Annotated in this window: 11 protein-coding genes; 5 read left to right on the forward strand and 6 right to left on the reverse strand. The window is 70.1% G+C overall.

All coding sequences use genetic code 11. The annotated features are described in order from the left end of the window. The first annotated feature begins 56 nt into the window (after positions 1 to 56). Together ACSQ1W_RS20815 and ACSQ1W_RS20820 are read left to right on the forward strand one after the other, a co-directional pair. Entirely contained in the window at positions 57 to 1,025 is a 969-nt protein-coding gene (locus ACSQ1W_RS20815) for a polysaccharide deacetylase family protein (RefSeq protein ID WP_436045958.1), read from the forward strand. 101 nt (positions 1,026 to 1,126) lie between these two features. Further along, positions 1,127 to 1,369: a hypothetical protein gene (locus ACSQ1W_RS20820; RefSeq protein ID WP_436045960.1), complete on the forward strand. Its 243-nt coding sequence runs from the start codon at positions 1,127 to 1,129 to the stop codon at positions 1,367 to 1,369. Here ACSQ1W_RS20820 and ACSQ1W_RS20825 read toward each other — a convergent pair. Beyond that, entirely contained in the window at positions 1,366 to 2,145 is a 780-nt protein-coding gene (locus ACSQ1W_RS20825; RefSeq protein WP_436045962.1) for a LytR/AlgR family response regulator transcription factor, read from the reverse strand. The genes ACSQ1W_RS20820 and ACSQ1W_RS20825 overlap by 4 nt on opposite strands. Then, the gene (locus ACSQ1W_RS20830) at positions 2,142 to 3,248 is read right to left on the reverse strand and encodes a sensor histidine kinase (RefSeq protein WP_436045964.1); all 1,107 of its coding nucleotides are present in this window, start codon (positions 3,246 to 3,248) and stop codon (positions 2,142 to 2,144) included. The genes ACSQ1W_RS20825 and ACSQ1W_RS20830 overlap by 4 nt, the downstream gene beginning before the upstream one ends. A 200-nt stretch (positions 3,249 to 3,448) precedes the next feature. Here ACSQ1W_RS20830 and ACSQ1W_RS20835 point away from each other — a divergent pair, with 200 nt between their 5' ends. Next, entirely contained in the window at positions 3,449 to 3,847 is a 399-nt protein-coding gene (locus ACSQ1W_RS20835) for a hypothetical protein (protein ID WP_436045966.1), read from the forward strand. Between the two features lie 21 nt (positions 3,848 to 3,868). Here ACSQ1W_RS20835 and adhP read toward each other — a convergent pair whose 3' ends face one another. Further along, positions 3,869 to 4,897 (reverse strand): alcohol dehydrogenase AdhP, encoded by a 1,029-nt coding sequence (adhP, locus tag ACSQ1W_RS20840; RefSeq protein WP_436045968.1) that lies wholly within the window; start codon positions 4,895 to 4,897, stop codon positions 3,869 to 3,871. Between the two features lie 169 nt (positions 4,898 to 5,066). On the opposite strand from adhP, the gene ACSQ1W_RS20845 reads away from it, so the two are divergent. Beyond that, positions 5,067 to 5,456 carry a DUF1801 domain-containing protein gene (locus tag ACSQ1W_RS20845; RefSeq protein WP_436045970.1) on the forward strand — a complete coding sequence of 130 codons (390 nt, stop codon included), beginning with the start codon at positions 5,067 to 5,069 and terminating at the stop codon, positions 5,454 to 5,456. Between the two features lie 10 nt (positions 5,457 to 5,466). On the opposite strand, the gene ACSQ1W_RS20850 is transcribed toward ACSQ1W_RS20845, so the two are convergent. Then, positions 5,467 to 7,047: a hypothetical protein gene (locus tag ACSQ1W_RS20850; protein WP_436045972.1), complete on the reverse strand. Its 1,581-nt coding sequence runs from the start codon at positions 7,045 to 7,047 to the stop codon at positions 5,467 to 5,469. A 199-nt stretch (positions 7,048 to 7,246) separates the two neighbouring features. Between ACSQ1W_RS20850 and ACSQ1W_RS20855 the strand changes: the two genes are divergently transcribed. Further along, positions 7,247 to 8,362 (forward strand): alpha/beta fold hydrolase, encoded by a 1,116-nt coding sequence (locus ACSQ1W_RS20855; RefSeq protein ID WP_436045974.1) that lies wholly within the window; start codon positions 7,247 to 7,249, stop codon positions 8,360 to 8,362. Positions 8,363 to 8,368: 6 nt separating this feature from the next. On the opposite strand, the gene ACSQ1W_RS20860 is transcribed toward ACSQ1W_RS20855, so the two are convergent. Next, positions 8,369 to 11,062 (reverse strand): bifunctional diguanylate cyclase/phosphodiesterase, encoded by a 2,694-nt coding sequence (locus tag ACSQ1W_RS20860; protein ID WP_436045976.1) that lies wholly within the window; start codon positions 11,060 to 11,062, stop codon positions 8,369 to 8,371. Positions 11,063 to 11,261: 199 nt separating this feature from the next. Then, positions 11,262 to 12,080: a CHAD domain-containing protein gene (locus tag ACSQ1W_RS20865; RefSeq protein WP_192274388.1), complete on the reverse strand. Its 819-nt coding sequence runs from the start codon at positions 12,078 to 12,080 to the stop codon at positions 11,262 to 11,264. Between the last annotated feature and the right edge of the window lie 25 nt (positions 12,081 to 12,105).

Consider the following 12,105-nt stretch of genomic DNA (forward strand, 5'->3'; position numbering starts at 1 on the left):
CGGGTGTAGCGCGAGAGCGGTAAGCTCGCCGCTCTTTCCGCTACCCCGGATCGCGCATGCCGTTCTTCCTGCGTGTACTGCTGCTGTCGACCCTGGCATGGAGCGCCCATGCCACCGAGCCGGATCGCCGTATCGCCATCACCATCGACGACCTGCCGTGGCAGCGGATGGACAAGACGCCACCGGCGGAACTCGCCTCGCGCCATGCGCAGCTGATGGCGCAGCTGGAGCAGGCCGGCGTGCCGGTGGTGGGCTTCGTCAACGAGGGCAAGCTGGAGGTCGATGGCGTGGTGCAGGCGCCGCGCGTGGCGATGCTGCGCGACTGGCTGGACGCGGGCCATGAGCTGGGCAACCACACGCGTGGCCATCTCGACGTGCACGCGGTCGGCCTGCCCGCCTTCCAGCAGGACATCCTCGACGGCGAGCGCGTGCTGCGGCCGTTGCTGGCCGAGCGTGGCGAGGTGCCGCGCTGGTTCCGCCATCCCTACCTGCGCGCCGGCCGCACGCCGGAGGATCGCGCCACGCTGTCGGCCTTCCTCGGTGGCCATGGCTACCGCATCGCCCCGGTCACCGTCGACAACGGCGAGTGGGTCTGGGCATTCGCCTACGCCAACGTGCTCGACGGCCAGCCCGATACGCCGGAACGCGCGGCCACGCTGGAGCGGCTGCGGCGCGGCTACATCCCCTACATGCTCAACAAGGTCGACTACTACGAGGCGCAGTCGCAGGCGTTGCTGGGCTATGCGCTGCCGCAGGTGTGGCTGCTGCACGCCAACGAACTCAATGCCGTGGCGTATGCCGAACTGGTCGCGGGCGTGCAGCGGCGCGGCTACCGCGTGGTGACGCTGGACGAAGCGCTGCGCGATCCCGCGTATGCGCGCGGCGAGGATGGCTACAACGGCCGCTATGGTCCCAGCTGGCTGCATCGCTGGGCGATGGCGGAGAAGAAGCCGAAGGACTTCTACGCCGGCGAACCGGTAGTGCCGGGCTGGGTACTGGCGCTGGCGGGCGTCGAGTCGGAATAGCTGGCCCGCGACGCCGGCTTTCCGCGTTGGTCCTGACGGACCAGGGCGGACCGGAACGCAGGCCAGGCAAGGCGACACCTCTTCCTGCCGGGAACGCGCGCATGCAGAAGAAAGTGGATCTGTCGACCCGCCAGGGGCATCTGGTGGAGGTGGTCATCGAGCGGCCCGACGAACACCAGTCGTGGTCGCTGGCCGTCCGGGTGCGCGATACCCGAGGGGGCGCATGGAGCGAACCGTGGATGGACGTCCGCCGCGACTACTTCACGTGCCATGACGCACTGGCGGCCGGGAAGGCGCAGGCGGCGCGCATGATCGGTGGCGACGCGCAGGACGCGTCCGGCTAGTCGTCGCGCCGCAGCGTCGCCAGTTTCAGGAACGCCTCGTGCTGGTAGCGGCTCATGCGCAGCTGCTGGCCGGTATCCATCGTCACCACGTGGTAGCCGTTGAACCACGGATGGATGTCCTTGACCCGGCGGATGTTGATGATCGCCGAGCGGTGCACGCGGGCGAAGCGACGCGGATCCAGGCGCGCGGCCAGTGCCGACATGGTCTCGCGCAGCTCGTGCACGCGGTCGGCCAGGTGCAGGCGCACCGTGTTGCCGCTGGCCTTGATCCAGACTATGTCGTCCACGTCGACCAGCACCACACGTTCGTTCTCGCGCACCGGCACCCGTTCCAGATAGGCATCGCGCTGCTGCAACGACGCCAGTGCCTGCATGATCCGCGCGGTGGCGTCCGCGTCGGTGCCGCGCGGGGTGGCGAGCCGCTGCTTGGCGCGACGCAGCGTCTCCGCGAAGCGCTCGCGACTGAACGGCTTCACCAGGTAGTCGACCGCGTTCGCCTCGAACGCCCGCACCGCGAACTGCTCGTAGGCGGTGACGAAGATGGTCGCCGGCATCCGTGCCGCACCGATCGTCGCCACGACGTCCAGGCCGGTGATCGCCGGCATCTGGATGTCCAGGAACACCAGGTCGGGCGACAGGTCGCGGATGGCCGCCACCGCCGACACGCCATCACCGCATTCGCCGGCCACCTCGATGTCCGGATCCTCGCGCAGCAACCTTGCCACCGCGTGGCGTGCGATCGGCTCGTCGTCGACGATCAGCGCGGTGAGGCTCATGCCGGTACGTGCTCCGGCAGCACGTCGTCATCCAGTTCGCGGAACGGCAGCCGCAGCCGGCAGGCGACGCCGCGCGGGACGATCAGGTCCAGCCGCAGGCTGGCGTCTTCGCCATAGAGTTCACGCATGCGCATGCGCGTGTTGGACAACCCGATCCCGTGCCCGCCGGCGTGGCCGCCGTCGTCCAGCGTGCTGTTGTGGTTGCGCACGTCGATGCACAGCACACCGCCTTCGCGCCGGCAGTCGATCTCGACGCAGTCGTCGCCGACATGCTGGCCGATGCCGTAGCGGATCGCGTTCTCGACGATCGGCTGCAGCACCAGGCTGGGCACGGCGGCATCCAGCACGTCGGGCGCGACATGGATGCGCGTGGTCAGGCGGTCCTTGAAGCGCCGACGCTGGATGCCGAGGTACAGCTCCAGCAGTTCCAGCTCGCGCCGCAGCGGGATTTCCTGGCCGTCGTAATCCTCCAGGAACGCGCGCAGCAACTCGCTCAGGCGCAGCAGCATGTCCTCGGCGGACAGCTTGTCTTCGTCCAGCAGGGTGACGATGGCGTGCAGCGTGTTGAACAGGAAGTGGGGCTGCAACTGGCTCTTCAGCACCTGCAGGCGCGACTGCGCCAGCTCGGTTGCCAGCCGTGTCGCTTCGAGTTCACGGCGTGCCTTCTCCGCCTGGTAATGCAGCAGCTGCTGCACGGCCAGCAGCGCCCAGTACGCGAGCAGGCCGATGGCGAAATGCTTGCTGATGAACTGGCCGAGCTGGCTGCCGAAGCCGCTGGGTTCGAACAGCGACGACACCAGGGCGCCGATCGCCATCGCCAGCAGCGTCACGCCGAGGCTGTAGCCGACGTGCCGCAGCAGCGGACGCACCTGCAGCGGGAACGGAATGGGGTGCTGTTCACCCAGGCGGAAGACCAGCGGCGCCAGCGCCGCCCACGTGAGCCATTGCACGGCGGACCAGCGCAGGTAGGTCGTGGGGGGCCACAGGTGCGCATTGACCGCGTCGTTGACGCAGCCCTGCATCGCGAACACCAGCACCACGAACGACCACAGGGCCAGGTAGCGGGACAGACGGACTTCGAGCGTGCCCAGGCGGATCTTCATGCGGAACTCCCAATCGGCGAGCGCATCGTAGGGCGGGGCAGGGGGCACGGGAAGGCGCGGAGGTCACGGCCTACGATTCGTCCTGGCGCCACGACGATTCGTCACGAATCCGTTGCCGCCCTGTCCGGACCGGCGCGAGATGCGCTCGCCCCGCACGCAATCCCGCGTTGCCGGTGGCCCCTTCCACCGGAGATCACGCCATGCATCGCCTGTCCGTCATCACCCTGCTTGCCGCCGCCATGACCGCCTTCACCGCTGTCGCTGGCGAACGCACCCACTACCTGGACCTGATCAACCGTGCGCACGACCGGGTCGTCTCGGTCGCGGCAACGCCCGCCGGCGGCACGGCGTGGAACGAACTGCTGCACGACGCTGATGTGCCGGGCGGTGGCGGTGCCATCACCGTGCAGGTCGCCGGCGAGCAATGCATCCACGACGTGAGGGTGGCATTCGCCAATGGCCGCAGCGCACTGTACCCGGCCATCGACCTGTGCCGTCATCGCGGCCTGCGCATCCAGCCGCTGCCGGCGGGCCGCGGGAAGGGGATGATGGCGGTGCAGCAGGCATCCCCCGCCGACGCGTCGCCGGCAGGAGACTGAAGCCTCATGCCGGCACGGCGGTCAGGCGGCGAAGTCCAGCACGATGCGGCCTTCGATCGCACCGGCCCGCATCCGTTCGAACACCTCGTTGATGTTCTCCAGCCGGTCGGTCGCCACGGTGGCGGCCACCTTGCCCATCGCCGCGAAGTCGAGCGATTCCTGCAGGTCCAGCCGCGTGCCGACGATGGAACCGCGCACGGTGATCCCGTTGAGCACCATGCCGAAGATGTCGAGCGGGAACTGCCCCGGCGGCAGGCCATTGAGCGAGACGGTGCCGCCGCGGCGGACCATGCCGATGGCCTGCTCGAACGCCTTCGGCGACACCGCGGTCACCAGGGCGCCGTGCGCGCCACCGATCTCCTTCTTCAGGTAGGCGACCGGATCGATGGTCTTCGCGTTGACGGTGACCGTCGCGCCGAGGCGGCGGGCGAGATCGAGCTTGCTGTCGTCCACGTCCACCGCCGCCACGTTCAGGCCCATCGCCTTCGCGTACTGCACGGCCATGTGGCCCAGGCCGCCGATGCCGGAGATCACCACCCAGTCACCGGGTTGGGTGTCGGTGACCTTCAGGCCCTTGTAGACGGTGACGCCGGCGCAGAGGATCGGCGCGATCTCGACGAAGCCGATGTTCTTCGGTAGGTGGCCGACGTAGCCCGCGTTGGCGAGCGCATATTCGGCGAATCCGCCGTTGACCGAGTAGCCGGTGTTCTGCTGCGATTCGCACAGCGTTTCCCAGCCGCCGAGGCAGTGCTCGCAGTAGCCGCAGGCGGAGTACAGCCACGGGATGCCGACACGGTCGCCTTCCTTCACGTGGCTCACGCCCGCGCCCACCGCCACCACGTGGCCCACGCCTTCGTGGCCGGGGATGAAGGGCGGATTGGGCTTGACCGGCCAGTCGCCCTCGGCGGCATGCAGGTCGGTGTGGCAGACGCCACAGGCTTCGATCTTGACCAGGATGTCGCCGGCCGCGGGGCGCGGCACCGGCACTTCCTCGATCACCAGCGGTTGGCCGAACGCCCGCACGACGGCGGCTTTCATGGTGCTGTCCATTCCGTGCTCCTGTGATTGCCTTGCGTCGTTCCACGCTACGTCGATCGCACGGCACGCACCTTGATTCCGATCAATCCGTGGCATCGCCCATGCTGGGCATCCGTGGTCGCGCGCGGTATCGTCCGCCCGGCACGGACCCGCGTGCGTCGCGAACTGCAGGCAGGACACCATGGCATCGCCCTCGCAGCCGAACGACGTCGCCGCATTCCTCGCTGATCTTGCGCATCCGCAGGACGCCGCCATCCGCCGTCTGCGCGAGGTGATCCTGGCGGCCGACGCGCGCATCGGCGAAGGCATCAAGTGGAACGCGCCGAGCTTCCATCTGGAAGGCCGCCACTTCGCGACGATGCAGCTGCGGCGCGCAGACCGCCTGCTGCTGGTGCTGCATCTGGGGGCGGGCAAGAAGGCGATGCCGGACGGTGCGATTACCGATCCGGAGGGCCTGCTCACATGGCTTGGCGCGGACCGTGCGACCTTGACCTTCACTGGTCCGCAGGAGGTAGACGCAAAGGCAGCAGCCCTGCAATCGCTGCTGCGGCAATGGATGGCGCACGCCTGACGCCGGCGCGTCAGATGCCGCTGCTGGCGAAGATCGGCTGTCGCTCGATGCGACCGACGCGGTCCACGGCGGCACGTACATCGTCCCGCGTGAGCAGGGCGCGCCATCGTTCCTGCACGGGCGCGAAGGCGGGCAGGGCGGCGGGTTCGCGGTAGTCCTGCACGGCGGCGAGCAGGTCGCCGCGGGTCGCCGGTGCCGCGAGCGCGGCGATCAGGGCCTTCGCGGCCTCGTCCATGCGGTCGGCTTCCACCAGTGCCCGGATCCAGATCTCCAGCGCGTCGTCGCGATGCTGCTGCAGGTAGCCCAGCGCGCGGCGCGCGGCCGCCGTGTCGTTCTGCTGGACCGCGGCGCAGTGTTCGACCGAGGCCTGCACCATGCGGCCGTAGCCGCTCATCTCGCCGACCAGGCGGAGGGCGGCGAGGGCTTCGTCCGGACGGCCGCGCTGGCAGAGGAATTGGCCGAGGTTCAGCACCTGGCTGACGTTCGTGCCGCCTGACTCGCTCATCTGCGTGCCGCGGAACAGGTCGGCCTGCGCGTCGTACACCTTGCCGAGGCGCCGCCGCGCAATGGCGCGGTGGTTGAGTATCCACACGGCCTGGTCGGGATCATCGAAGGCCGGAGCGTCCGCCTTTTCAGCAGACATGGCGGCCAGCGTCTCGCCCGCCAGCGCCACGACCTCGGCGTGCTGGCCGGTCGCCAGCAGGGCGCTGCCCAGTTCCACGCGGACCTCGAGGCTGCGTGGCCGTTCCGCGGCCAGCGTGCGCAGCCGCTCCACGCGCCGCTTCGCTGCTGCCGCGATATCGAACGTGGCGGCATCGCGATCCAGCAGGGCGTCGAATCGGCGGTCCACGCGGAACATCACCAACGCTTCGGGCGACGTCGTACGGGCGACGGCACGACGCACCCCCGCCGCATCGCCGCGCGCCTGGTAGAGCAGTGCGAGCTGGTACCACAGGTCGCCCGTGTCGAGGCCATTGCCGTCCCAGTCGGCCTGCAGCAGCGCCTCCATCAGCTGGAACCGGAGAGGCGCATCGTCCGGCGCCTGCCGCGCGGTGCGCAGCACGAAGCCGGTGTCGAGATGGCGGAGCACGTGCGGCCAGCGGACCGCGAGCTCGCGCAGCCGGCGGGCTGCGTCGGCACGGGCGCCCGCGTGGCCGTCGAGCTGCGCGAGCAGGTAGACGTTGTCCGGATCGTCGGAGCCGGCCTCGATCGCGCGGGTGGCCCACCGGCGCGCACGGGCGTGGTCGTCGAGCCGCACCGCCATCCACGCCGCGCGCGACCAGGTCGCGCGCTGTTCGTCCGCGCTCAGCACGGCGAATTCCGGTCGCGCCATCACCGTGGCGAGTGCGCGGTCCGCGTCGGCGGCATCGCCGTTGTCGCCCAGCGCCATGGCATCGCGCCACTGGCGGGCATACGCGGGCGCGACGCCCTGCTTGCGCTTCTCGTGCAGCGACGGACCGGTCTTGCCCAGGCTAATCGCGGCAGGCGGCTGCTGGTGGTGCGCATCGTGCCCGTCGACCGGCGCGGCGGATTGCGCACACAGCCCCTGCGACGCGGCCAGCAGGCAGGCCGTCCACATCCATGCCTTCATCGTGTCCTCGCGATTGTCCCCGCTGCATTAGACCGCAAGCGGCCGGCGCGAGGAATCCACCCGCGGCCCCGCCCTGCAGGCATGGACGCCGGGGGCATGGCGGAAGCGTGACCGGCGACGCATCCGCCACGACCATCGGCCGGGGCATCGAGGCGCGACGTCGCCGACAATGGCGCCACATCCGCCGCAGGGAGTAACCATGAAGCGTGTCGTCGCGTTGGCCATGCTGGCTGCCGTCCTGTTGCCCGCGCGCGCGGGTGCGCAGGAGATATGCCCGGATCGGTCGGGCTATGCACCGGCGCGCGAGATCGTCGCCGACCTCGGTCGCATCGTCGCGCCGGAGGGCGTGCAGGAGGAGTACGCCGTCGAGATCGGCGGCATCCGCCAGTGGGTGAGCGTCCGCGGGCAGGACCGCGACAACCCGATGGTGCTGTTCGTGCATGGCGGGCCCGCCTCGCCGGTCATCCCCACGCTGTGGCAGTTCCAGCGCCCGCTGGAGGAGTACTTCACCGTGGTGAACTACGACCAGCGCGGCGCCGGCAAGACGCTGGTGCTGAATCCGCAGGAGGCCGTGGCCGATACTCTGCACGTGCAGCGCTACGTGGACGACGCCATCGCGCTGGCCGAGCACCTGCGCAGCCGTTACCACAAACGCAAGCTGGTGCTGATGGCGCACAGCTGGGGCACGGTGGTGGCGATGCACGCGGCGCTGCAGCGGCCGGACCTGTTCCATGCCTATGTCGGCATCGGCCAGGTGATCAACGTGCGCACCAACGAACAGGTGAGCTTCGACTACGGCCTGCGCACCGCGCGGGCGAAGGGCAACGCCGAGGCCATCCGCGAAATGGAATCCATCGCGCCGTATCCCGGCGACACGCCGATCACCCGCGAGCGCATCATCATCGCGCGCAAGTGGCCGCAGTTCTACGGCGGACTCACCGCCTACCGCGCAGACTCCAAGTACTTCTACCAGGGGCCGCGGCTGTCGCCCGACTACGACGATGCCGCGCGCTGCGCGATCAATGCGGGCAGCGTGTTCTCGCTCGGCCGGTTGCTGGACGAATTCCTGCAGGTCGATTTCACCGGCGTGGAGCGCTTTCCGATTCCGGTGGTGATGTTCATGGGCCGGCACGACTACACCACGCCGTCCGAACCCACCGCCGCCTGGCTGGCGCGCGTACAGGCCCCGTACAAGCAGGGCGTCTGGTTCGAACATTCGGCCCACATGATGCCGTGGGAAGAGCCGGGCAAGACCCTGGTCAGCCTGTTGGAGCACGTGCGACCGCGCGCGATCGACGACGCACCGGCGAAGTAGGGCGTCTCAGCGCACCACGGCGAGGCGGCGCGGCGGCGGCTCCTCGCGCTGGAACAGCACGCGCTCGGGGCGGTGCAGCGCGTAGCCCTGGCCGTAGTCCACGCCCAGCGAGCGCAAGGCGTCGCAGATCTTCGGGCTGGCGACCCACTCGGCGACCACTTTCAAACCACGCTGGTGGCCGATCTGCGCGATGGCGCTGACGATGGTGCGACTCATCGGATCGGTCTCGAGGTCGCGGATGAAACTGCCGTCGATCTTGATCAGGTCCGCCGGCAGGTTCTTCAGGTAGCCGAAGGACGACATGCCGGCGCCGAAATCGTCCAGCGCGATGCGGCAGCCGACGCGGCGCAGGCGCTCGATCACGCCCACCACCTTCAGCAGGTTGCGCACGGCGACGGTCTCGGTGATCTCGAAGCACAGCGCGTGCGGCGGCACCGCGTATTCGGTGATGCGCGCGAGGATGAAGTCGGCCAGGCCCTCGTCCTCGATGCTGGCGCCGGACAGGTTGATCGCGCAGGTGCCCAGGCGCATGCCCGCGTGGTGCAGCTCGCCGAAGTGGGCGAGTGCGTTGCGGATCACCCAGCGGTCGATCGCCGGCATCAGGCCGTAGCGCTCGGCGGCGGGCAGGAAGGCGCCCGGCAGCACGATGCCGCCGTCCTCGTCGCGCAGCCGCAGCAGCAGTTCGAGGCTGGTGGCGGTGTCGCGACCGTCGAGCGGCACGATCTCCTGGTAGTCCAGCAGCAGGCGGTCCTGTTCCATCGCCCAGCGCAGGCGGTTGGCCCATTCCATTTCGCCGTGCCGACGCGTGGTCTCGTTGTCCTCGCGGTACATGTGCACGCGGTTGCGGCCGTTCTCCTTGGCCAGGTAGCAGGCGGTGTCCGCCCAGGCCAGCAAGTCCTTCAGCGTCGGCTCCTGCTGGTCGACCACCACCACGCCGATGCTCGCGCTGACGGTATAGGTGCGGTCCTGCCAGACGAACATCAGCGCTTCGATGCGCTCGCGCAGACGCTCGGCGAGCGCACGCGCGCCTTCGGCATCAACATGGAACGCCATCAGGCCGAACTCGTCGCCGCCCAGCCGCGCGAGCACGTCGCCGCCACGCAGCTGCTGGCGCATCGCCAGCGCGAGCTGGGCGAGCAACTGGTCGCCGGCCATGTGGCCGGACACGTCGTTGATCAGCTTGAACTGGTCCAGGTCGATGTACAGCAGCGCGCAGGGGTCGCACACCGCGCGCCCCCTGCGTTCGTTGAGGGCCTCCTCGACGCGTCGCTCGAACTCGCGCCGGTTGCACAACTCGGTCAGTGCGTCGTGGGTGGCCTGGTAGCTCAGCCGCTCGGTCAGTTCGCGCTGCTCCGAGATGTCGGTCGCCACCATCAGCAGGTGCGGTGCGCCGTCCACATCGACCTGTGCGACCGAGGCGCTCGCCCAGAACGCGCCGCCGCCGGGACTCAGCAGCACCGCCTCCAGGTTGCCCCAGTCGTTGCCGACGGCGACGGCATCGCGGGCGCGCGCCTGCAGTTGCGGATCGGAGAACAGGGTCGCCAGTGGCAGCCCGGTGGGATCGCCGAGGCGCAGGCGCGCCGCCTGGTTGGCGTAGGCGATCCTGCCTTCGCGGGCGTCCGCCAGCAGCACCAGCGCGGGCAGCAGTTCGTTGAGTGCGCGGAAGCGCAGTTCGCTTTCGCGATAGCGCCGGCTCATCTGTTCGCCCAGCGCGACCGCGCGTCTCCGCGTGGTGGCCAACGACCAGGCCAGCGCGGCCAGCAGCAGGCTGATCACGCCGCCACCGGTCAGGATCGCCTGGAGGCGACCCACATCCAGCGGCTGCGGACGCGGCTGCATCTCGATGCGCCATTGCCGGCCGCCGAAGTCGAGCCGCCGCTGCTGCACGGGCAGACCGGTGGCGACGGCCGTGGCGGAGTCGTAGAACGGGTGCGCGCCGGCGGTCGCGTCGTACAGGCGCACCCGGAAGCCGTCCAGCACCGCACCGGCCATCGCGGTTTCCACCAGCGGCTGCAGGCGGATGCCGATGGCCAGGGCGCCGATCTCGCGTGCGCGGCGCTGGTTCGGTGTCGCCGGCGTGGGACCGACGGAGTAGACAGGCAGGCGCAGCGTCACGCCGAGCGGGTTCTGGCCGGCGGGCGTGCTCTGGCGCAGGGCGAACGGCGCCGAGATCACTACCGTGTCGGTATCGCGGGCGCGCAACAGCGCGGCCAGGTTGGCCTTCTGGCCCACCATGTCGAAGCCGATCAACGATGCGTTCGCCTGGTAGGGGGCGACGAATTCGTAGCGGTACGACACGTGGTCCGCCAGCGGCTCGTCGACGGGCGAACGGCGTGCGAACGCCACCGAGGTGTACGCGCCGGTGGCGAGCGGACTGCGCAGGCTGGCGTGGTACTGGCTGAAGCGCGCCTGGTCCATCTGGTCGTTGGCCAGGTACACCGTCTGCATGGCGCGCAGCATCGAGGCGGCCTGTTCCAGCGGCACGCGCAACTGGCTGGCGCCGGCATCGGCCAAGGCGTGGCGCGCGTCGTCCGCGCGCTGTTGCAGGTCGCGCCATTCGCGATGGGCCACGATCGCGGTGCAGGTGAGGCCCAGCAGCAGCACGGCCGTCGCCCACGCCAGCGGCGGCAGGCCGGCGCGGCGGGAGGGTGGGGCCGATGACGCCGGGGCGTCGCCGGGAGGGGCGGGGGTGGAATCCACCTGGGCCTTGATCCTGCGTGAGGGGAGGTCGATCCGACGGAAGCCGACCCCAAGGGGATGCAGGCTTCGTGCCAGACCGGCCGCGTGCCGGGACACCGGATCTGCGGCCTCGTCGCGGCGCCGGAGGGTCCCGGACACCGGTCGGAGCGACCGTATGGGTCACTATCGGCCCCGGGGTGACGTTCTTGACGCGGGTGGCCTACGCCAGCGGCTGGATGGGCGAGGGCGTCCTGGCGCGACGGAGGTCGGTGGGGCGAGGCTTCCGGCGGGCATGTTCCAGGGCGTCCAGGGCGTCCGACAGCAACGCCAAGTCCTGCAGGACACCCAACTGGTCCACCAGCCTGGAGACCTGCCGCAGATGGAGGGTGGCTTGACCGCCCAGGTGCGGGCGCACGTGCAGCTTGCGCAGCGCGGTCAGTTGCATGCGCAGCCGGCGTGATCGGCGCCGCCACGCGTGCAGGTCATCGACGCTGCCCGACGCCAGCGCCGTCGCCTGGGCGCGCATTTGCCGCTGCATCGACCGCGCAAGCGCCTGCCGCAGGTCGCGGCCGTGGAGCCGGTGCCAGGGCAGCCGCTGCAACTGTTCGGCTTGCCGGTGCGCCTGTGCCTGCCGACGGACGAAGCCGGGATCCTCGCCGAGTACGTCGGCGAGCCGCTGCCGATGGCGTTCGGCCAGCAGTGGCAGCAACGCGTGCCAGGTGGCGTGCTCGTCGGCATCCGTGGTGTCGGCGGCCAGCTGCCGGGCCGTGTCGTACACCACCTGCCCATCGCGGAGCGCGGACAGGTCGCGGGCCAGCACGCGCAGTTCATGGTCGATCGCGTCGACCGCGTCCTTGCCCAGCGTGCGCCGGCCCAGCGCCAGCAGGGAACGCAGGCGGCGGACACTTTTGCGCGCCTCGTGGACACCCGCCGGGTCGGCAGGCGCGATCGCCAGCGCCGCCGCCAGCGACCGCGCGTCGCCAGCCGCGAGCGCGGCGGCGCGTTGGCCGGTAGGGGAAGCGTCGGTGCGTGGGCGCATGGGGGCCACCTCGACGGGAGGTCGA

Origin of the sequence: Pseudoxanthomonas sp. LjRoot143, from assembly GCF_964252945.1 — a bacterium.
Taxonomy (GTDB): Bacteria; Pseudomonadota; Gammaproteobacteria; order Xanthomonadales; family Xanthomonadaceae; genus Pseudoxanthomonas_A.